Origin of the sequence: Arthrobacter sp. SIMBA_036 (genome assembly GCF_046535135.1) — a bacterium.
Classification (GTDB): Bacteria; Actinomycetota; Actinomycetes; order Actinomycetales; family Micrococcaceae; genus Arthrobacter.
Genome location: NZ_JAWRXG010000008.1, coordinates 150,260 through 170,026, shown reverse-complemented (window position 1 = coordinate 170,026; position 19,767 = coordinate 150,260). Strand labels below are relative to the sequence as shown.

Sequence of the window (19,767 nt, the reverse complement as noted above, 5' to 3'; positions counted from 1 at the left end):
AAGTTAAGCCAGACGACGGCGGGAGGTTCCGCCGTCGTACACCATTGATAACCAACTAGGGGAGAAGATGCTGTTTCAGCAGATCGCCACGTCCATTGCGCAGGCGGAGACCGCCCATGAGCAACCCGCCCCCCTCTGGGCCGAGCCGTGGGTCTTTGGCGTTTCGATGTTCGCAATCTTTTTGGTTTTGATGTTCGTTGCCCTTTCCTACACCAACTTGGGCAACCGCCACGATGCTGTAGAAGAGCACTCCGATCCGCATCGCCAGCACCCCAACAAGCACACCCACAAGGGCCACTGAAATTATCGCCGCAACACCGCGCGCGGAGTCGGGGCCCAGGCTTCGGCTGGGCGTGATGGGTGGAACGTTTGATCCCATCCATCACGGCCACCTCGTGGCTGCAAGTGAAGTTGCAGCCAAGTTTGACCTCGATGAAGTGGTTTTCGTGCCCACTGGCCAGCCGTGGCAAAAGTCCCACAAACTTGTCAGCGAGCCGGAGCACCGTTACTTGATGACGGTCATCGCCACCGCCTCGAATCCCCGTTTCACGGTGAGCCGGGTAGACGTCGATCGTCCGGGCCCGACCTTCACCATTGACACACTCCGGGACCTGCGCCAGCTGCGGCCGGACGCCGATCTGTTCTTCATCACCGGCGCTGATGCCTTGGCTCAGATCCTGTCATGGAAAGACGTTGACGAGCTGTGGTCCTTGGCCCATTTCGTGGGGGTAACCCGGCCTGGGCATGAATTGAACGACCTCGGGAGGACTGATGACGTCAGCTTGCTCGAGGTCCCTGCCATGGCTATCTCTTCCACCGATTGCCGCATTCGTGTAGGGGCGGGCAATCCAGTCTGGTACCTTGTGCCGGACGGGGTGGTCCAGTACATCGCGAAGTACGGCTTGTACGCGGATGGCCCCCATTCGGGAGAACTGTCAGCGGTATTGTCCGGACCAGAAGACCAAGCACGCACTGAATGAGTTTCTAAATGAACAGCCAGGAAGAGCGACCCATCCGCAGTCGGCGCGAACTTCGCCGTGCCCGGGAAGAGCAGCCTGAGCCCCAGGCTAACCCGAGTACAGCCCCGGACGCAGGCCCGGGCTCCGCCGTCGACGACCGCGCCCAGGCACGCAATCGTCGTGCGGCTGATGCGCCCGTTGATGCCGTCGGCGCTGCTGCGCAGGAGCGCTCTTCACAGGTCCGGGCGCGTGATCGTGCAACCCTTCGCACCATCAAGGAATTGGCGGGCAAAGAGGAACAGCTCTCGGGCGGCGGTCCGCCTACGCGCCGCCAACTGAGGCTGCAACAACTCCAAGCGGAGGTGGCAACCTCCGCCCATCCGATCGTTCCGATGCCGGGCGTACCGGCCGGGTCGGCGCAACCGTCGTCGGAAAAGCAACCGGCCAACGCCTCGGTTGCCGCTACTCAGAAAGCCAAGGGCGCTCCGTCTGAATCGGAGATGTCCGTGGAGCAGGCCTTGGCAGTCCGGGAGTTGATTGCTGCCCAGGTCCAGAACCAGACGGCCAAGTTGGAGCACATTGCCGAGCAGGATCCGCTCGCGGTGGATCCAGCGGTCTTGGCCGAACAGATTGCCTTGGCGGAGCGGGCTGCGGTGCTGAACAAGCGCGCGGCCGCCAAGCAAAAGCTTGCTGAGCAAACTCAGGCGGGCAAAGCAACCGCCGAGCCCGCCACCCAAGCAGTCGAAACACAAGCCAACGAGGCGCAGCCCAACAAGTCACAGCCCGCAAAGACCGCGACTCCCACGGGCAGCCAAGTGACTTCCGGCCCATCGACAGCCAACAACCTGGCCATGGTGACCCCGTTGGAGTTCGTCAAGGTCCCGGGTGTCGAGCGGCCCGTGATGAAGCGCCCCAGCACCACCTTCGTCCCCTTGGTCACCTCGGCTGCCCCCAAGGTGGATCAAGCCAAGGCATCCAAGCAACGCAGTACCCGTGGACGTTCCGGTGTTCTGGCACGTGCCGAAGCGGTAGCCAGAAGTGCCCGAAATCGCCCTCAGGTTTCGGAGCCGGCCGAGGAAAAGGAACGGCCGCCCGTCCCCGCGAACACGGCATCTGGCCTGGATCCCTTGGATGCAAACACTGCCGGCTTGGCCCGCGCCCAGCGAGCGAGGCTGTTGCAGTTTGGTGTCCTGGCGCTCGGCGTTGTGGCCCTGATCGTGGGCGTCATCATGATCGCCGGCGGCTAACACCGTTACCGCTTCAGAACATCATCACCGCTTTAGAACACCATTAAGCCCTGTACATCACTACCGCTGCAAAGCGGCTCACGCCATTCAAAGGCCACCGGCCACAACAAGGAGTTTCAGTGTCTGCACATGAACAATCGATAACCCTCGCTCGCCATGCAGCGCGTGCTGCGGCCGACAAACTGGCCGAAGACGTTGTCGCCCTTGATGTCAGTGAGCGCCTTGCACTCACAGATATCTTCCTGATTGCGTCCGCTCCAACGGAACGCCAGGTCAACGCCATCGTCGACGGCATCGAAGAAGAACTGCTGAAGCAGAACCTGCGTCCGGTGCGGCGTGAGGGACGTTCCGAGGGCCGCTGGGTTCTCTTGGATTATGCCGACATCGTGATTCACGTCCAGCACGCTGAGGACCGGGTCTTCTACGCGCTTGAGCGTCTCTGGAAGGACTGCCCCGTGGTGGATCTTGAATTGGGGGACGACGCCTCAGCCAAGGCAGTTACTGCGGAGGACGCTGAGCACTAGGAGGACCTCGGCCGAATATTCCCGATTTGGAATTTTCGAAACAGCTGTTCTAAGATATTTGAGTTGCTTCGGCGCCGAGGGTTGGAAAACCGGGCGCGGAGCGGCGAGAATATGGGGCTGTGGCGCAGCTGGTAGCGCACCTGCATGGCATGCAGGGGGTCAGGGGTTCGAGTCCCCTCAGCTCCACCATCGGAGGTCTCGGTTTTCATCCGCTTGCGTGGTGAAGACCGAGGCCTCTCGCCGTATCCGGCTAAATCTGTGGAAGTCCTAGGGCCGGTGCCTAAGGTCCCGGCACCAATGCCGGCAGCATGAACTCCCACATCTGCTCGATCCTCAAGAGAACGTCGGCCCGCCCGGTTAGTACATCCGACACCATCTGCACGCCCGTAAAGGACGCGATCAGGTAGCGGGAGAACGCTGCAGCGTCCAACTCAGGCTTGATGGAGCCCTCCGCCTGCGCCTGAGCGAGGAGCCCGGCAACTGTTGCTATCCAATCCTCGTAGGGCCCCGAGATGTCGGCTTGGAAGGAAGCCGCTTCAAAGGTCAGGCGGATCCCGCCACGGACGATCGGCTCATCGAGCAGCTGAAGGCCAAACATCCTGCAGAGTTGGATGATTTTGTCCAAGGCAGGAGCTTCCGAGCCAACGATTGCCGCTCCTGCTGCCAGGACAATCGCGTGCTGTTCCTCTATGACCGCCAAAGCCAATTCCCGCTTTGACGTGAAGTGGAAATACAGCGCGCCCTTGGTCACTTGGGCGCGCTGGGTAATGTCGGCCATGCTGGCGGTGCCGTACCCCACGTCCGCGAAGACATTCGCGGCACCTTCTATGACGGCAAGACGGGTATCTTTCGCACGCTGCTGCATGGGGGCAGGGAACCTCTCAGGTAATGCACGGCTGGCGCACGCTGGGCCGCCGTCGAGACTCCACAACGCTACCACCGCCCACCTGCCCGCTCCGCGGAAACCAACTGAACGGTTTTGTTTTATGGCTGTCAGCTCATAGAATTTGGGCAGACCTGCAGCTGAAGTTTGCTGCCGGTCCGAGGCGGCCGCTTGGGGGAGGTGCGGTGGAGAAATCCAGCGCACCTCGGCCGTCGGGGACTCGCGTCCCGCGATTTCGCTAATCGCGCCATTGTGGTTAGTATTGACGAGTTGCTTCGGCGGGAAGGGATGTTCACCTACCGAATTCAACACATCCGGGGCTGTGGCGCAGCTGGTAGCGCACCTGCATGGCATGCAGGGGGTCAGGGGTTCGAGTCCCCTCAGCTCCACTTCGGAAGAAAGACCCCGCTCGTAGAGCGGGGTCTTTTCACGTTCAGCCCTGGGCGGGCGTGAACACTTACGCCAGCGACTGGCTGAACTCGGCAGCGCTGACGAACTCGATTCCTTGGAACGGTTGGTCCCCGACCACTTTGGCTAGGTGGCCTGGTGGAATTGTGTAGGAATCCCCGGACGAAATACTGATCTTTCCGCCGTCGTTCGTTTCCACTTCAAGGTTTCCGGACACGCAGAAACCGACGTGGCTCAACTGGCAGGTGTCCGTTCCAACCACAGGGCCGAGACAGCTTGCCCAGGTCCAGCCCGGTTCGAAGGTCAAACGGCCGAGTGTGTAATCGTTGATTTTGACGACGTCCACGGTGGTCTTCTCCTGATGCCTGGATTCGTCGGGTGAGTTGAGGGACTTTACTTGAAGCTTCGTGACAACATTGACACTCATGACTTGCTCGCAAATGGGGGAGGGAGCCGAATCTCTTCCGGTCCCGGCGCCTGGCTCCATGGGTCCGCCGCGGCCTGTGCCTGCTGCTGCCGCCGACTGTTGGGTCGTCCGTTTGCCAGCAGGTGTTTTATCCACGCACCCCAAGGTTCCTCCTTCGTCGCGACGAAGTCGAGACCAGCATGAATGTGAGTAGTGACGCAGCTGATGAGTCGCACAGAAAGCGAGTACAGATCGTGACGGCATTGGATCCAGACGCCGGGCTTGAGCAGTTGTTCAACGCGCTCAGCAGGCGCCCCGATGTCGAGGCCGAGAACTTGATGGCCTACGATGCCACCGATCGGCTTCTGCTTGATGCGGCTTCTCACTACGTCAGTCCAGGAACAAGGACGGCGGTCATTGGTGACCGCTACGGAGCCTTGACCCTCGGAGCCCTGTCCGGGCTCGGCGTCGAGCATGTCCGCGTACATCAAGACCTCTATACCGGACGCCTCGCCCTCCAGCGCAACGCGAAGGCCACGGACATGGAGGGACGTTTCACCTCGCACGAGTTTGGACGGGAACTGCTCGACGGCGCCCAGTTGGTCCTCCTGCAACTGCCGAAATCACTGGCGGAGTTGGAGGAAATCGCCGATGCCGTTGCCCGCTACGCTGCCCCGGACGCGGTCCTTCTGGCAGGCGGTCGGGTCAAACACATGTCTGTGGGCATGAACGCGGTATTGGAACGCTTCTTCGGTACGGTCCAACCGCAACTCGCGCGCCACAAGTCGCGGATCCTCTTGGCACGGGACCCGCAGCAGCCAGCAGGCACGCCGCCGTTCCCGCTAGTTGCCTTTCTGCCGGAACTCGGGCTCACGGTAAAAGCCCACGGCGCCGTCTTCTCAGGTGTTCGACTCGACATCGGGACCCGCTACCTGCTCACCTTCTTGGACCGGATGCCGCCGGTCTCGCGGGTGGTTGATTTGGGATGCGGGACCGGCATCCTCGCTGCCATGTACTCGCGTCGGAATCCGGCTGCCCGAGTCATTGCGACCGACCAATCTGCCGCAGCGGTTGCCTCGGCCAAGGAGACCATCGCTGCCAATGGATTACGGGAGCGGATCGAGGTGGTCCATGACGACGCTATGTCAAAGTTGGCCGCCGGTGGTGCCGACCTCATCTTGTTGAACCCGCCGTTCCACATCGGCGCCGGAGTCCATGCCGGTGCTGCGGTGAAAATGTTCGAGGCGGCTGCCCGGGTCCTCGCCCCCGGAGGGGAACTGTGGACGGTGTACAACAGTCACCTGCAGTACAGGGCTGCTCTTGAGCGTCTGATTGGACCCACAACCGAGATCGGTCGGAACCCAAAGTTCACGGTAACGCGGAGCCAGCGTGTGGCCGTGCCCGCGTCGGCGGGGGTGCCGTACCATTCAGACAGAACTTAATTCCGACCACTTTCTCCGCATGACGAGAGGTATCAGTGACTGAGATCCGGCAGCCAACCCCGAGGCGCGGAACCAATCTTCCCCGGATGGGGGACTTCAACCTCACCGTCATTTTGGAAGCCATCCGCCGCTCGCCCGGCGGGCTAAGCCGTGTCGAACTGGCCCAAGTGGTGGGGCTTTCTCCGCAGACCATATCCAACATCTCGCGGCGCCTTCTGGATCAGCACCTCATCCTTGAGGCGGGCAAGGAAGGTTCTGGCCCGGGCAAGCCGCGGACCATCCTTCAACTCAACCCGGGCGGAATGTACGCCGTCGGTGTGCACTTGGACCCTGCTGTCATTACCTTCGTTGTCCTGGACCTTGTGGGGGCCGTGGTCCGGCATAGCCGCATGGCCACCCCGGGTGGAGATCCGGCCGCGGTCATCACCACGATCGCTGAACAGATCACCGCGCTCATTGATGACTCGGGCGTGGACGCGGCAAAGATCGCGGGGCTGGGAGTGGCTGTGCCGGGCCCTATCGATCTTAAGGAAGGCTCTGTGGTGGAGCCTCCACTTCTGACGCGGTGGAACCGGGTCCGTATTCGTGAGGCTCTTCAGCAAGCAACCGGCTTGGAGACCGTGGTGGACAAGGATGTCACCAGTGCGGCCGTGGCGGAGACGTGGGCCGGTGGTGCCAGCGGTGCCGGCAGCTTTGTCTTCATGTATATGGGTACGGGCATCGGTTGCGGCATTGTTCTCAACGATGAAGTTGTTCGCGGCACCTCAGGCAACGCGGGCGAGATCGGCCACATCATGGTGGATCCTGATGGGCCACCTTGTGACTGCGGGCTCCGCGGTTGCGTGAAATCGTCCTGTATTCCCCAAGTGCTGGTGGCCGAGGCTGAGACCGCCGGCGTGTTGGCCGGGCACCGCGCGGACGCCGACGGCCCTGAGGTCCAGGAACGCTACGCAGAGTTGTGCGATAAGGCCGACGACGGCGACGAGCAAGCGATTGCGATTCTGGACAGGTCGGCCACCCTCGTTGCCCGCGCAGTATCGGCGGTGACCAACACCCTTGACGTTGAACGTGTCGTGTTCGGAGGACCTTTCTGGGCGCGGATGGCCCCCTACTTCCTGGAACGTGTCCCGGCCCTGGTGGAGAAGGACAGCGCTGCTCGGATGATCCACGGCTTGGAAGTGGTGGGAACAGGCGTGGGGGAGGACGTGGGCGCTGTCGGGGCTGCCTGCCTCGTGCTCGAAGACGCGCTTGCTCCCCGGGCGCAACGGCTCTTACTGGAAGGCTGATCCGCCTGAGGACGTAGCTCGGCTGCGGATTAGTCGTCGATATCGCCGTTAGTCAGTCGATATCCTCGATAATTTCGCCGTAAGGAATCGAATCGTCCAAGTGCGCTTGGTGCCCGGTGGAACCGGTGTTGAAGATGATGCGGACGCCGTGCCTTTGGTCCGCGGCTGATTGCAGCAGGACAGGGCGAATGGCATCTACCACGTGCTGCGTCTGTGCATCCAAGTAGTTCTGGTAGGAGGCTGGTAGTTGGTGCATGGCAAAAGAATAGACCTCGGCGGTCCCCATGGGGAGGGGAATCAGGGGGAGTTCGGCGAATAAAGTTCACGGATCTGTCCGCAACGTTCGTAAAACTGCGTCTTAATTCGGCGCTTGAATTGATCGCGCCGGCTCCCGCCCTTAGAGTCATAGACAAGTTACCGCGGTAACGTGTCAGCGATCCTCCGTTGGATCTGCCCCGCAAGGGCGGTGAGGAGGGTGTGGGTGCCCCCATGTGGGCCTGACATTTGCACACGGAAAAAGCTTCATCCCAGGCGTAACAGTCGCGGCTGCGTCCTGCTGGAGCCCATTCGTGTATCCCAAACTCAATTCATCATCCAAGATTTTCGCCACACCCATGCGGTCCGGCGGTCAGCAGGTGATGTCATACAGCCAAGGACGCAAATGTCGCCACCAAGCCTTATTGACGTACATCCGAATCTTGCCGGAACTGCCCCGGTAGCACTCTCCTACGAACTGTTTCCGCCGCGTTCTGCTGCCGCAGCCGAAACGTTGTGGACTACCATCCGCGAACTCGAAGCCACCGAACCGGATTATGTCTCGGTGACATACGGTGCCAGCGGATCCAACCGTGACACCGCCGTCGACCTTATCAATCGACTTCTCACGGAGACCACCTTGCGTCCCTTGGCGCACCTGACCTGCGTTGGCAATACGCCCACTGAACTGGCAGAAATCATCGGTGAACTGCTCGACCACGGAGTACGCGGCATCTTGGCGCTGCGTGGTGACCTTCCCCAAGACGGCCAGCCCGCCACGGGTTCCCTCCGGTATGCGCAGGACCTCATCGAGCTGATCCGCCGTGTGGAACTTCGCCGGTCAGCCCTGCTGTGCGCAGGCAAGATCGCGGTGGGAGTTGCTGCGTACCCCACCCGCCATCCGGAATCGCCCAGTGAAGGGCACGACGTCGAGGTGTTGCTTGCCAAGCAGCGCTCAGGGGCGGACTTCGCCATCACCCAGGTGTTCTTCCACGCCAGCGAATACGCCGGACTGGTCTCGCGTGCCCGCCGGGCCGGAGTGACCATCCCCATCATTCCCGGCGTCATGCCGCTGACCAGCCTGAGGCGCCTCAAGCGGCTTGGTGAACTGGCCGGCGTCGAGCCTTCCAGGGAACTCATCGAGCGCTTGGGCGCAGCAGAGACGGAAGGCGAACGCCGGCGCATCGGCGTTGCTGCCACGGTGGACCTCGCTAATGCTGCCCTGGATGCCGGTGCGCCCGGAATTCACCTTTACACCTTCAACGAGCACGCACACGCCTTGGATGTGCTGGACAAACTGAATTTGCCGCGGCCTTCCAAAGCTTTGCACCGCATAAAGAGCGCTGTACGCCAGGAATTCGCACACTGACCCCGATAGCTGATCACGGATCAGCTGACCCCACACGCCTGACCCCACACGCCGGGGCTACCGGTTGCCACGACATCACCGATTCAGCACCTACTTCATCGATTCAGCACCTACTTCATCAAGGAAAAATCCATGACTGACCAGATCACTCCCGCTACTCCTTTCCCGTCAGCATCCCTTCTGGGATATCCGCGCATCGGCCGTCGTCGCGAGCTCAAGAAAGCCGTCGAAGCATACTGGGCCGGCAAGATTGACGCTGCAGCGCTGGACGCCGCAGCCAAGGACATCCAGCTCACCATCGCCAAGCGTCTGCAGGAGCTGGGCCTCACCGAGGCGGCCGCAGTTCCTGGCACCTTCTCCTACTACGACCAAGTCCTGGACACCACCGCGCACCTGGGCGCAGTCCCTGCCCGTTTCGGTGAGCTCCTCAATGCGGAGGGGCAGCTGGATATCGATGGCTACTTCACCCTGGCCCGCGGCAACAAGGAGCAGCAGCCCCTTGAAATGACCAAGTGGTTCGACACGAACTACCACTACCTGGTTCCGGAAATCGGCCCCGAAACAACGTTCAGCCTCGCCTCCACGGCCAAGGTGGACGAGTTCGCCTTCGCGCTGGCCAACGGCATCGAGACACGGCCGTACATCGTGGGCCCGGTGACTTACCTTCTGCTGTCCAAGGCCTCCGACGACGCTCCGGCCGGCTTTGCTCCGCTGTCCCGCCTCGAAGACATCCTGCCCGTCTACGTCCAGCTCCTGCAGAAGTTGGCTGAAGCCGGCGCTAGCTGGGTTCAGCTGGACGAGCCTGCGTTGGTAGTCGACCAAGAAACCCCCGCAGCAGAGGTTGAAGCCGCAGTGGCGCGCGCCTACGAGGTCCTCACCTCGGCGGCCAACCGTCCGCAGATCCTCGTCTCCACCCCGTATGGTGCCCTCGACGGGCAGTTCGGCACCCTCGCTGCCACCAACATCGACGCCCTTCACATCGACGTCTTCAAGGGTTCCCTTCCGTCCGACGCAGCACTTGCCGGCTTGGGCAGCAAGACCTTGGTTGCGGGCGTCGTGGATGGCCACAACATCTGGCGCAACGACCTTGCTGCCTCGGCTGGGAAGCTGGATGAACTGAAGGCTGCCGCCGCCAAGCTCACCGTCAGCACTTCCACCTCGACACAGCACGTGCCTCACGACGTTGCCGAGGAAACACAGTTGTCCGAGCAGTTGCGCAGCTGGCTTGCTTTCTCGGACCAGAAGGCCGTTGAGGTCAAGACCTTGGCGTCCTACCTGGCAGACCCCGCTTCGGCCAAGGCCGCCATTGACGAAGCATCCGCAGTCATCGCTTCCCGTGCCACTGCTGAAGGCGTCCGCCGTGACGATGTTCGGGCCCGCACCGCTGCCTTGACCGCAGCAGACTTCAGCCGCTCCGAGTACTCGGTCCGCGAAGCAGCCCAAGAAGAGGCCCTGCACCTTCCGCCGCTGCCCACCACAACCATCGGTTCTTTCCCGCAGACCTCCGAGATCCGCTCCGCCCGTGCCCGCAACAACAAGGGCGATCTCACCAATGAGCAGTACGAACAGCTCATGAAGGATGAAATCAAGCGCGTTGTTGACCTCCAAGAGGAGCTCGGCTACGACGTCCTGGTGCACGGCGAGCCCGAACGCAACGACATGGTCCAGTACTTTGCCGAGAACCTCGAGGGCTTTGACGTTACAGTCCACGGTTGGGTTCAGTCCTACGGTTCGCGCTGCACCCGCCCGTCAATCCTTTGGGGCGATGTCACCCGAAGTGCGCCGATCACCGTGGCTTGGGCAGAGTACGCGCAGTCACTGACCAGCAAGCCGATGAAGGGCATGCTCACCGGTCCGGTCACCATCCTTGCTTGGTCGTTCGTCCGCGATGACCAGCCGCTGGGCGAAACCGCCAACCAGGTGGGGCTGGCACTGCGTGATGAGATCGCCGATCTCGAAGCTGCCGGTATCAAGGTCATCCAGGTGGATGAGCCTGCACTGCGCGAACTCCTTCCATTGCGCAAGGCAGATCACGCCGATTACCTGAAATGGTCAGTGGATTCCTTCCGCCTGGCCACGGCCGGAGCAGCTGACGCCACCCAGATCCACACCCACCTCTGCTACTCCGAGTTTGGTGTGATCATCGATGCGATCGACGGCCTCGACGCTGACGTGACCTCCATCGAAGCTGCCCGTTCCCGCATGGAGGTCGTCCACGACCTCGAGTCCCACGGGTTCGGCCGCGGCGTGGGCCCGGGCGTCTACGACATCCACTCGCCGCGCGTTCCCGGCGAGGCCGAGGTCACTGAGCTCCTGGCAACCGCGGTCAAGCATGTTCCCTCACGCCAGCTCTGGGTCAACCCGGACTGTGGCCTGAAGACCCGCGGTTACGTGGAAACCGAAGAGTCGCTGCGCAACCTGGTCAAGGCAACGCGGACGGTTCGGGCCACGTTGCTGGAGACTGCAAAGTAGTAGCTAGGCGTAAGGAACGACGGCGGCCGGTCACCTCAGAGGTGACCGGCCGCCGTCGGCTGCTTTAAGGCTTCTTTGGAGGTCGCTACTCCCACAGGATTTCGTCATCCACCACGCCGTCTTCATCCGCAGCCGCTACCAACAATTCGTCGGTGAAGCGCGAGCCGAGGGTGAAGTCGAGGACGAAGTAGCGTTCCGGCTGGCCCGGATAGATGGCCACATGACCGAGCTTGAGGGCTTTCAGGAAGACATTGTTGGTGAGCTGCTCCTTGTCCCTGACGCCAAAGACAGATTCGAGTTGCTCCTCTTTGAGCTGCGAGCAGTGGAAGTGCAGGAACTGTTGGGGGTTGGTCCCGTCCTGGTCCAGTTCCTCGGAGATCATTTCCCGGACTTGGTCCACAAGCTCGGGAAGGAAACGCAACCTGTAGTCCACCTTGCGCATCGCGGCCTCATCGAAATGGTCATGCGCGGCGACGTTGAGGTCCAGTTCAAGCTGGCTACCGCCAATCTCATGTTTGGCAACAAAGCAATGTTCGCGCCCATTGCTGAGCTCAATTTCCCCAAAGTGCTTGCTCGCTAGCTTGCCCATGTGATCAATCTAACCCCAACACCGAGCGTGTTCCAGCAAATGGGGATATTTCAGCGGTTGCGCTGCGGACCCTTGACACGCCCGGTTTTGAGGGGATGCAGCCCGCTCCGGCCGGCGGAGCCGCGCAGCGAATCTGCCAGCATTTGCGTGAACAATTGGACTTGTGCGGTTCGCTTTTCATTGATGAGCAAAGCGAAAACATTTCGGGCCAGGCGGATGTCGGGGACGTCGAGGACCACGACTCCGGATGGCCGGTTCCATAAGGCCAGTTCCGGCACCAGCGAAGCACCGAGCCCGGCGGCCGTCATTTCGAGGCTGGCGTGGAAGTCGTCGCTGTAGGCCACGACCCGGGGATGGAGGTTGCAACTGGCGAACAGCCGCTCGATAACCAAGGCATCGCTTGTGCCTGGATGATGGACAATCCACGGCATGTCCGAGAGGTGGGAGGCCTCCATCTCGGCGTCCTCACGGATTTTCCACGACGCCGGCAGGACAACGCGGAAGTCGTCGTCGCCAATCCATTGCCGCTCCAGGGAGTGCGGCCACGCCAAACCGGACTGCCCCACTTGGTAGACCAGGGCTACATCCAACTCCCCGCCGCTGCGGAGCCCTTGGATGGTTTGGGCTGGTTCTGCCACGGAAACCTTGAGTTCTATGCCCAAGTCCTTCCAGCGGTCACTGAGCAGGATCTCCGGCAAAACGTAGGTGGCCAGGCTGGGGAAGATCCCTAGGCGCAGTTCCTGGGCGGGGGAGTCGTTCGTCCGCGAGGCTGCTGCCATGAGGGCCTCGACGTCGGTAAGTACCTTGGATGCGTGGCGCGTCATGGTCACCGCGGCTTCCGTGGGGACGATGCTGCGAGCCGAGCGCTGGAACAGTTCGACGCCGGTGTCGCGTTCCAGTGCAGCCATCTGTTGGGATACGGCTGAGGCCGTGTAGCCGAGCTGCGCGGCTGCGGCAGCGAACGACCCAAGCCGGGAAACCTCCATGAGTGTCCGGAGGTGGAGGAGGTTGACCATCACCAAATTTTAGCTGTTGAACGCACCACATTTTCAAAGTGTCACGACACGCCGCCACCCCGCGACACGCGGGAGATTTAATGTGGCTAAGTAGTCCACAGGGTGTGGATTTCATCTCTCACTTCGGCGGAATCACGGACATTTTGAAGGCCCCTGCCTGTGGACGAGCAGTGGATTGAATGACATACTTGTAATACATCATCTTGGGGTTCCAGTTCGACGCTTGCACTACATGTAGTATCGGTTTACGGATTGGGCGGGAAACAGGGCCGGTATCGGATTCATTGGTTAGCTCCGGTTGAACCCGCCAGATACGAAGAGAATCAGACTTCAACTTAGGGGACAGGGATCATGACCGTAACGGTTTACACCAAGCCGGCCTGTGTTCAGTGCAACGCAACGTACCGGGCGCTCGACAAGAAGGGCATTGCCTACCAGAGTGTCGATATCTCCCAGGACGCCGAGGCACTCGAACGCCTCAAGGCCCTGGGGTACATGCAGGCTCCCGTCGTCGTGACCGAACAGGATCACTGGTCCGGATTCCGCCCGGACAAGATCGAGGAACTGGCCCAGGCCGTCTCCTCCGTGGCCTAAGTTTCCTGTCAGGCTTCGCCACCATACACACCAAGAATTCCTATGTAGTTGAGGTGACTCCCATGGCACCGGTGGCAGCGGCAACTGTTCGCGATGCGGCGCACGCTGTCACCACCAGGAGTCACCTCATTTACTTTTCCTCCACCTCCGAAAACACCAAACGATTCGTCCAGAAACTGGGCCGGGACGCTGCGCGGATCCCGCTTTATGCCCAGGACGCACCCCTTCAGGCACTTGAGCCTTTCGTCCTTGTGCTGCCCACATACGGTGGCACCAACGGCGAAGGTTCCGTGCCCAAGCAGGTGATCAGGTTTTTGAACGACCCCGGGAACAGGGAACTGATCCGCGGTGTTATCGGAGCGGGGAATACAAACTTCGCGGACAACTACTGTGCAGCGGGAGACATTGTCTCCGTCAAGTGCAAGGTGCCGCATCTTTACAAATTTGAACTCATGGGGACGCCAGAAGACGTCCAACGGGTCAACGAAGGGCTGGAAAAGTTTTGGACACAACTGTCGCAGAAACAGAAGTAACCGGGGGCGCTGTGGACACGGTCAAGAAGCCATTGCCTGAGGCTTACAAGGGACTGGGCTATCACGAGCTCAACGCCATGCTGAACCTGTATGGCCCCAACGGTGAGATCCAGTTCGAGGCCGACCGCGAAGCTGCGCACCAGTACTTCCTGCAGCACGTGAACAACAACACCGTGTTCTTCCACGACCTGGAAGAGAAGCTCGATTACCTGGTGAAGAACCAGTACTACGAGCGCGAAACGCTCGACCAGTACACGATGAACTTCATCCGCGAACTCTATAACCGCGCCTACAAGAAGAAGTTCCGCTTTGAGACCTTCCTCGGTGCCTTCAAGTTCTACACCTCGTACACGCTGAAGACGTTCGACGGCAAGCGCTTTCTGGAGCGCTACGAAGACCGTGTCTGCATGGTCGCACTGCACTTGGCCCGTGGTGACGAAGAGCTCGCCAGCAGGCTCGTCGACGAGATCATCGACGGCCGTTTCCAGCCGGCCACCCCGACGTTCCTGAATGCAGGGAAGGCGCAGCGCGGCGAGCTCGTCTCCTGCTTCCTGCTCCGGATCGAAGACAACATGGAGTCGATCGCGCGCGCCATCAACTCCGCGCTGCAGCTCTCCAAACGTGGTGGCGGTGTGGCGCTCTCGCTCACCAACATCCGCGAGCACGGTGCGCCGATCAAGCAGATCGAAAACCAGTCCTCCGGCGTCATTCCCGTGATGAAGCTCCTCGAAGACAGCTTCTCCTACGCCAACCAGCTCGGTGCGCGCCAGGGTGCAGGCGCCGTCTACCTGCACGCCCACCACCCGGACATCTACCGCTTCCTGGACACCAAGCGGGAAAACGCCGACGAGAAGATCCGGATCAAGACGCTCTCCTTGGGCGTTGTGGTTCCGGATATCACGTTCGAGCTCGCCAAGAAGAACGAGGACATGTACCTCTTCTCGCCGTACGACGTCGAGCGCGTTTACGGAGTGCCTTTCTCCGACATTTCGGTCACTGAGAAGTACTACGAGATGGTGGACGATTCGCGGATCAAGAAGACCAAGATCAGCGCCCGCGAGTTCTTCCAGACGCTTGCAGAGATCCAGTTCGAGTCCGGTTACCCGTACATCATGTTCGAGGACACCGTGAACCGGGCCAACCCGATCGACGGCAAGATCACCATGAGCAACCTCTGCTCGGAGATCCTCCAGGTTTCTTCGCCCTCCATCTATGCAGAAGACCTGAGCTACGAGACCGTGGGCAAGGACATCTCCTGCAACCTCGGTTCCATGAACATCGCCAAGACCATGGATTCACCGGACTTCGGCCTCTCCATTGAGACGTCCATCCGCGCCTTGAGCGCTGTCTCGGACATGTCCTACATCAACTCGGTTCCGTCGATCGCCCAAGGCAACGCCCAGAGCCACGCGATTGGCCTTGGACAGATGAACCTCCACGGCTACCTGGCCCGTGAGCACGTCCACTACGGCTCTGAAGAGGGCCTGGACTTCACCAATATCTACTTCTACACGGTTCTCTTCCACGCTCTCCGCGCTTCCAACAGGCTCTCTATCGAGACTGGCCAGAAGTTCGGCGGCTTCGAGAAGTCCACCTACGCTTCCGGTGAGTTCTTCGACAAGTACACCGAGCAGGAATGGGTTCCGGCAACGGAGCGCGTCCGCGAGCTCTTTGCCGGCCACCACATCCCCACGCAGGATGACTGGCGCGAGCTGAAGGCTTCCGTCATGGAGCACGGTATCTACAACCAGAACCTCCAGGCCGTACCGCCTACCGGTTCCATCAGCTACATCAACAACTCCACCTCGTCGATCCACCCGGTGGCCGCCAAGATTGAAATCCGCAAGGAAGGCAAGATCGGCCGCGTCTACTACCCGGCGCCGTACCTGACCAACGACAACCTGGAGTACTACCAGGATGCCTACGAAATCGGCTACGAGAAGATCATCGACACCTACGCCGCTGCCACACAGCACGTGGACCAGGGCCTGTCGCTGACGCTGTTCTTCAAGGACACCGCCACGACGCGTGACATCAACAAGGCGCAGATCTACGCATGGCGCAAGGGCATCAAGACCCTCTACTACATCCGTCTCCGCCAGCTCGCGCTGGAGGGTACGGAGGTTGAGGGCTGCGTCAGCTGCATGCTGTAGCCGACCGCGCACAAAACTGAAGAGTACGACGGCGGGTTCCCACCCGCCGTCGTACGCTTACCTTTAGAACTACCCACCGCTAAAAGGGGATGAAATGACCGAAAAGGTCAAGCTGCTGAGCCATGTCGAGGCCATCAACTGGAACAAGATCCAGGATGACAAGGACGTGGAAGTCTGGAACCGCCTGGTCAACAACTTCTGGCTTCCGGAGAAAGTGCCGTTGTCCAACGATGTCCAGTCGTGGCACACCCTGACGCCGGATGAGCAGCAGCTCACCATGCGCGTTTTCACCGGCCTCACCCTGCTGGACACCATCCAAGGCACCGTGGGCGCTGTCTCGCTGATTCCGGATGCTTTGACCCCGCATGAAGAGGCCGTGTACACCAACATTGCCTTCATGGAGTCGGTCCACGCGAAGTCTTACTCGTCCATCTTCTCTACCCTGTGCTCCTCCAAGGAGATTGACGACGCTTTCCGCTGGTCGCTCGAAAACGAGAACCTGCAGAAGAAGGCGCAGATCGTCATGGACTACTACCAGGGCGACGATCCCCTGAAGCGCAAGGTAGCGTCCACCCTGCTGGAGAGCTTCCTGTTCTATTCGGGCTTCTACCTGCCCATGTACTGGTCTTCCCGCGCCAAGCTCACGAACACCGCCGACCTCATCCGCCTCATCATCCGTGATGAGGCCGTGCACGGTTACTACATCGGCTACAAGTTCCAGAAGGGCCTGGAGAAAGTTTCCGAGGCCCGCAGGCAGGAGATCAAGGACTACACGTTCGAGCTTCTGTTCGAGCTGTACGAAAACGAAGTCCAGTACACGCACGATCTCTATGACGGCGTCGGCTTGGCCGAGGACGTCAAGAAGTTCCTGCACTACAACGCCAACAAGGCCCTCATGAACCTCGGTTACGAGGCCATGTTCCCGGCCTCCGTTACCGACGTGAATCCGGCCATCCTGTCGGCACTCTCCCCGAACGCTGACGAGAACCATGACTTCTTCTCCGGTTCAGGCTCCTCGTATGTGATTGGCAAGGCTGTTAATACGGAAGATGAGGACTGGGAGTTCTAGGGTCTCTCGCGCCGCTCGGCGCCTTGGGCCGGGAAGACGGGCTTGAGGTGCGCCGCGTCGGGTGGGACGACAAGCAGCCGCTGTTCCGTCCCATCCGACACGCCTAGCGCGTCGAGGTCGCCCACGGTCACCTCGGCCGGTCCCGACGGCTGGCGAAGTCGTTCTAGAACACCACGACCTCAGCTACCGGCTGGCTCCAGACCGCGTGCATAGCGACCACCCTCCGCCATCTGTTCCTGGCGCGCACCCGACTGGGACCTGCTGCCGCGGCGTGAGCGCCGCCGGTCCCGGGCAGCGCGGAATGCGGCATGATCGGACACGCCTACGGCTGATCCACCGGGAGGATCGTTTAACCGGGCAAAGGCTTGTGTTCGCGCGGAACCCGGTAGCGTCGGCTGATGCTCACCCGAAGCGCGCGCTGCTGCGGCTCATCCGCAGGGCTCCAACGCTCCGTTTCACCGATGCTTGCTGGACCCGTCTTGGAGGCCGCGTCCTTGCTCCCATGCGGAGGTCAGCGCCCGCAGGGGATCGACCAAGCCTTCGATGGCCCAGACCGGGGCCTCGGCGAGTAGGGCATCTTCGAGGGCGAGCTGCGCGGGAATCACCTCGTCCACGAGCGCCGCGCCAGTGTCGGTGAGGACGAGCAGGGACGAGCGGCCGTCAGCCGGGTTGGCCGTCCGGCTCAGCAGTCCCCGAGCCTGGAGGGCGTTCAGCCGCATGGTGATCGCGGAGCGCGGGACAAGCAGCGTCTGGGCCAGGGACGTTGGGCTCAGAGGTTCGCCCGACCGGCGCAGCGCGGAAAGCACGTCCAGCTCGCCGCGGGTGAGCCCGTAGTCGGCCAGGAAGGCGTCGCTGGCTTCGAGGATAAGGCGGGAAGCGCGCAGCACGCGGTGGATCACCCCGAGGCTGCTGAAGCTCAGGTCCGGACGCAGCCGGGCCCACTCAAGCTGCATCCGGTCCACGACGTCGCCGTGAGCGGCGAAGCCGTCTGCATCCTGATTCATCCAGCTCCTCCGCGCCCCCGTGGCCGTCGCCTCGGTCAACCACAATAGTAGTTCATAACTGTAGTAACCTTGAGGTACTTCATTCCTGTACCACTTTGGAAGGTTAAAATGACGCAGGCCACCCCCACGCGGTCCTGGTGGGCGGCAGTCTTCGACGTGGGCCCGCATGCCGGCGCCCATTGGACCGCCCTGCGCGCAAGCCTGGCGATCTTCGTCCCGCTGGTGGCGTGCTTGGCGAGCGGTCGCGGCGACCTGCTGCTGTATGCCGCGATCGGTGCCTTCGCCGCCCTGTACGGCCGACACGAGCCGGCGCGGGTACGCCTAGCCATGCAGGCGCAGGCGGGCGCGGTGCTGGTAGTCGGTGTTCGTCGTCGGCGCCCTAGTGGCGACCGTCCCGTTCCGGCTCTGGCTGCTCGTCCCGATTGCGGCCGTTTGGGCGGGCGTCGCGGTAGTGCTAGCCGAGCTTGGCCGATGGCATCCGGCCGGAGCTCTCAACCCGGTCTTCGCCCTCACAGCCTCGGCCACGGTCCCGATCGCGCTGAGCACGGTGCCCGCAGCCGCCCTCGCTGCGGCTGGCGCTGCCGTCTTCGCGCTGATGCTCGCCCTCCCGGGTCGCACAGCCCGCGACGGCGGCCCGGTGGGGTATCGGCTCTCGTGGCGCGACCTACGCCGGTCCGACCCGGTAGGCCGCCACGTCGCCCGCTATCTGCTCGGTATCGCCGCCGCCGGCCTCGCCGTCGCGACCAGCGGCATCGGCCACCCCTACTGGACCTTCGTCACGGCGTCCGTCCCCATGTCGGCACCCGACCTGCACGCCCGCCTCACGCGCGCCGCCCAGCGGGCGATCGGCACCGCCGCCGGCCTTGGCGCCGCAGCCCTCGTCCTGGCCGCCCACCCCAGCAGCTACGCCGCGATTATCGTGATCGCCGTGCTCCAGGCGTGCACCGAACTGACGACCGGGCGCAACTACAGCCTCGGCCTGGTCTTCTTCACCCCGATGGCCCTTCTGCTGGGCGATCTCATGCTGCCAGCCTCGATCGGCACGCTCCTGGCCCAGCGCGCGCTTGAGACCCTGATTGGCCTCACCATCGCCCTAGCCGCCACTGTCATCACCCACGAAAGGCGCACTCCTACGCAAGTCAGTCGGCGTGGGTGATGGCTTAAAAAGCCGCTGCATTGCCGGAGTCCAGAACTGGCCACGTCGGTCAACTAGCCTGCGAGTTCTAAGATCGGCCCGTCTCTGGTAGCTTCCAAGCCCCTTACGCACGGTCGCGTAGGGGGCTTCGCTATTAGTACTGGAGACGGACAATAACAAAGTACTTGATCTTGTTCCCGGGGAGGCCATGCAGCTCACGGCGGACGAGCTCGACGTCGCGGCGGAAGCCGGGCATGCAGTCACGCCGGGGCACGTACCCGGGATACACGGTACCCAATGGCGGCTGCACCATCCTGGAGTTGCCCGCGCGTGAAGCAGCAGTTGAGTGGGCCGCGAAGATCGCCGTCGCATGCCGCTGTCTCCAGGAACTCAGAGAGTTCCAGTACGATCCAGCCAGCTAAG

20 protein-coding genes and 2 tRNA genes are annotated in these 19,767 nt (G+C 61.7%); 16 read left to right on the top strand and 6 right to left on the bottom strand.

Features of this window, described 5'->3' with window-relative positions; genetic code table 11:
• Positions 1-67 precede the first annotated feature (67 nt).
• From SB659_RS12665 to SB659_RS12645, 5 genes are all read left to right on the top strand, one after another.
• Positions 68-301 carry a hypothetical protein gene (locus SB659_RS12665; protein ID WP_284976477.1) on the top strand — a complete coding sequence of 78 codons (234 nt, stop codon included), beginning with the start codon at positions 68-70 and terminating at the stop codon, positions 299-301.
• A gap of 4 nt (positions 302-305) precedes the next feature.
• Positions 306-980, top strand: a complete 675-nt coding sequence (nadD, locus tag SB659_RS12660) for a nicotinate-nucleotide adenylyltransferase (protein WP_410550667.1) — start codon at positions 306-308, stop codon at positions 978-980.
• An 8-nt stretch (positions 981-988) separates the two neighbouring features.
• Complete coding sequence (locus tag SB659_RS12655) at positions 989-2,206, top strand: hypothetical protein (RefSeq protein ID WP_410550632.1); 1,218 nt, start codon at positions 989-991, stop codon at positions 2,204-2,206.
• A gap of 119 nt (positions 2,207-2,325) precedes the next feature.
• Entirely contained in the window at positions 2,326-2,730 is a 405-nt protein-coding gene (gene rsfS, locus SB659_RS12650; protein WP_410550631.1) for a ribosome silencing factor, read from the top strand.
• 113 nt (positions 2,731-2,843) lie between these two features.
• A tRNA-Ala gene (locus SB659_RS12645) sits at positions 2,844-2,919 on the top strand.
• A gap of 91 nt (positions 2,920-3,010) precedes the next feature.
• Here SB659_RS12645 and SB659_RS12640 read toward each other — a convergent pair.
• Positions 3,011-3,595 carry a ScbR family autoregulator-binding transcription factor gene (locus SB659_RS12640; RefSeq protein WP_410550630.1) on the bottom strand — a complete coding sequence of 195 codons (585 nt, stop codon included), beginning with the start codon at positions 3,593-3,595 and terminating at the stop codon, positions 3,011-3,013.
• A 334-nt stretch (positions 3,596-3,929) separates the two neighbouring features.
• On the opposite strand from SB659_RS12640, the gene SB659_RS12635 reads away from it, so the two are divergent.
• A tRNA-Ala gene (locus SB659_RS12635) sits at positions 3,930-4,002 on the top strand.
• 68 nt (positions 4,003-4,070) lie between these two features.
• On the opposite strand, the gene SB659_RS12630 is transcribed toward SB659_RS12635, so the two are convergent.
• The gene (locus SB659_RS12630) at positions 4,071-4,448 is read right to left on the bottom strand and encodes a cupin domain-containing protein (RefSeq protein WP_410550629.1); all 378 of its coding nucleotides are present in this window, start codon (positions 4,446-4,448) and stop codon (positions 4,071-4,073) included.
• Between the two features lie 317 nt (positions 4,449-4,765).
• Here SB659_RS12630 and SB659_RS12625 point away from each other — a divergent pair, with 317 nt between their 5' ends.
• Together SB659_RS12625 and SB659_RS12620 are read left to right on the top strand one after the other, a co-directional pair.
• Positions 4,766-5,869, top strand: coding sequence for a class I SAM-dependent methyltransferase (locus SB659_RS12625; RefSeq protein WP_410550666.1), 1,104 nt, complete (start codon positions 4,766-4,768; stop codon positions 5,867-5,869).
• Positions 5,870-5,904: 35 nt separating this feature from the next.
• Complete coding sequence (locus SB659_RS12620) at positions 5,905-7,155, top strand: ROK family transcriptional regulator (RefSeq protein ID WP_410550628.1); 1,251 nt, start codon at positions 5,905-5,907, stop codon at positions 7,153-7,155.
• Between the two features lie 52 nt (positions 7,156-7,207).
• Here SB659_RS12620 and SB659_RS12615 read toward each other — a convergent pair whose 3' ends face one another.
• Positions 7,208-7,411, bottom strand: coding sequence for a hypothetical protein (locus tag SB659_RS12615; protein ID WP_284976483.1), 204 nt, complete (start codon positions 7,409-7,411; stop codon positions 7,208-7,210).
• 405 nt (positions 7,412-7,816) lie between these two features.
• On the opposite strand from SB659_RS12615, the gene SB659_RS12610 reads away from it, so the two are divergent.
• Both SB659_RS12610 and metE read left to right on the top strand, forming a co-directional pair.
• Positions 7,817-8,779, top strand: coding sequence for a methylenetetrahydrofolate reductase (locus SB659_RS12610; RefSeq protein ID WP_284978002.1), 963 nt, complete (start codon positions 7,817-7,819; stop codon positions 8,777-8,779).
• Between the two features lie 132 nt (positions 8,780-8,911).
• Entirely contained in the window at positions 8,912-11,251 is a 2,340-nt protein-coding gene (gene metE, locus SB659_RS12605) for a 5-methyltetrahydropteroyltriglutamate--homocysteine S-methyltransferase (protein WP_284978001.1), read from the top strand.
• Positions 11,252-11,336: 85 nt separating this feature from the next.
• Here metE and SB659_RS12600 read toward each other — a convergent pair whose 3' ends face one another.
• Both SB659_RS12600 and SB659_RS12595 read right to left on the bottom strand, forming a co-directional pair.
• Entirely contained in the window at positions 11,337-11,840 is a 504-nt protein-coding gene (locus tag SB659_RS12600) for a DUF2004 domain-containing protein (protein WP_284976486.1), read from the bottom strand.
• 50 nt (positions 11,841-11,890) lie between these two features.
• A complete protein-coding gene (locus tag SB659_RS12595; RefSeq protein WP_284977999.1) occupies positions 11,891-12,856 on the bottom strand; it encodes a LysR family transcriptional regulator in 966 nt (321 codons plus the stop codon).
• Between the two features lie 351 nt (positions 12,857-13,207).
• Here SB659_RS12595 and nrdH point away from each other — a divergent pair, with 351 nt between their 5' ends.
• The 4 genes from nrdH (at position 13,208) to nrdF (ending at position 17,205) form a co-directional block, all read left to right on the top strand.
• On the top strand, positions 13,208-13,450 hold the full coding sequence (gene nrdH, locus SB659_RS12590; RefSeq protein WP_011775022.1) for a glutaredoxin-like protein NrdH: 243 nt from the start codon (positions 13,208-13,210) through the stop codon (positions 13,448-13,450).
• 62 nt (positions 13,451-13,512) lie between these two features.
• Complete coding sequence (gene nrdI / locus SB659_RS12585; protein WP_284977998.1) at positions 13,513-13,983, top strand: class Ib ribonucleoside-diphosphate reductase assembly flavoprotein NrdI; 471 nt, start codon at positions 13,513-13,515, stop codon at positions 13,981-13,983.
• A gap of 11 nt (positions 13,984-13,994) precedes the next feature.
• On the top strand, positions 13,995-16,136 hold the full coding sequence (nrdE, locus tag SB659_RS12580) for a class 1b ribonucleoside-diphosphate reductase subunit alpha (RefSeq protein WP_410550665.1): 2,142 nt from the start codon (positions 13,995-13,997) through the stop codon (positions 16,134-16,136).
• Between the two features lie 94 nt (positions 16,137-16,230).
• Complete coding sequence (gene nrdF / locus SB659_RS12575) at positions 16,231-17,205, top strand: class 1b ribonucleoside-diphosphate reductase subunit beta (protein WP_284977997.1); 975 nt, start codon at positions 16,231-16,233, stop codon at positions 17,203-17,205.
• A 455-nt stretch (positions 17,206-17,660) separates the two neighbouring features.
• Here the strand turns inward: nrdF and SB659_RS12570 are convergent, their stop codons facing one another.
• A complete protein-coding gene (locus tag SB659_RS12570) occupies positions 17,661-18,209 on the bottom strand; it encodes a MarR family winged helix-turn-helix transcriptional regulator (protein ID WP_284977996.1) in 549 nt (182 codons plus the stop codon).
• Positions 18,210-18,660: 451 nt separating this feature from the next.
• Here SB659_RS12570 and SB659_RS12565 point away from each other — a divergent pair, with 451 nt between their 5' ends.
• Both SB659_RS12565 and SB659_RS12560 read left to right on the top strand, forming a co-directional pair.
• Entirely contained in the window at positions 18,661-19,365 is a 705-nt protein-coding gene (locus tag SB659_RS12565; protein WP_410550627.1) for an FUSC family protein, read from the top strand.
• 233 nt (positions 19,366-19,598) lie between these two features.
• Positions 19,599-19,766 (top strand): hypothetical protein, encoded by a 168-nt coding sequence (locus SB659_RS12560; RefSeq protein ID WP_410550626.1) that lies wholly within the window; start codon positions 19,599-19,601, stop codon positions 19,764-19,766.
• Position 19,767 lies beyond the last annotated feature (1 nt).

Coding starts and splice junctions, on each gene's coding strand:
- SB659_RS12665 (WP_284976477.1), top strand. CDS start 68: ATGCTGTTTCAGCAGATCGCCACGTCCATTGCGCAGGCGGAGACCGCC.
- nrdH (WP_011775022.1), top strand. CDS start 13,208: ATGACCGTAACGGTTTACACCAAGCCGGCCTGTGTTCAGTGCAACGCA.
- SB659_RS12655 (WP_410550632.1), top strand. CDS start 989: ATGAACAGCCAGGAAGAGCGACCCATCCGCAGTCGGCGCGAACTTCGC.
- SB659_RS12625 (WP_410550666.1), top strand. CDS start 4,766: ATGGCCTACGATGCCACCGATCGGCTTCTGCTTGATGCGGCTTCTCAC.
- SB659_RS12615 (WP_284976483.1), bottom strand. CDS start 7,411: ATGCACCAACTACCAGCCTCCTACCAGAACTACTTGGATGCACAGACG.
- SB659_RS12610 (WP_284978002.1), top strand. CDS start 7,817: ATGTCGCCACCAAGCCTTATTGACGTACATCCGAATCTTGCCGGAACT.
- metE (WP_284978001.1), top strand. CDS start 8,912: ATGACTGACCAGATCACTCCCGCTACTCCTTTCCCGTCAGCATCCCTT.
- nrdI (WP_284977998.1), top strand. CDS start 13,513: ATGGCACCGGTGGCAGCGGCAACTGTTCGCGATGCGGCGCACGCTGTC.
- SB659_RS12600 (WP_284976486.1), bottom strand. CDS start 11,840: ATGGGCAAGCTAGCGAGCAAGCACTTTGGGGAAATTGAGCTCAGCAAT.
- SB659_RS12560 (WP_410550626.1), top strand. CDS start 19,599: ATGCAGTCACGCCGGGGCACGTACCCGGGATACACGGTACCCAATGGC.
- nrdF (WP_284977997.1), top strand. CDS start 16,231: ATGACCGAAAAGGTCAAGCTGCTGAGCCATGTCGAGGCCATCAACTGG.
- SB659_RS12630 (WP_410550629.1), bottom strand. CDS start 4,448: ATGAGTGTCAATGTTGTCACGAAGCTTCAAGTAAAGTCCCTCAACTCA.
- SB659_RS12570 (WP_284977996.1), bottom strand. CDS start 18,209: ATGAATCAGGATGCAGACGGCTTCGCCGCTCACGGCGACGTCGTGGAC.
- SB659_RS12595 (WP_284977999.1), bottom strand. CDS start 12,856: ATGGTCAACCTCCTCCACCTCCGGACACTCATGGAGGTTTCCCGGCTT.
- SB659_RS12640 (WP_410550630.1), bottom strand. CDS start 3,595: ATGCAGCAGCGTGCGAAAGATACCCGTCTTGCCGTCATAGAAGGTGCC.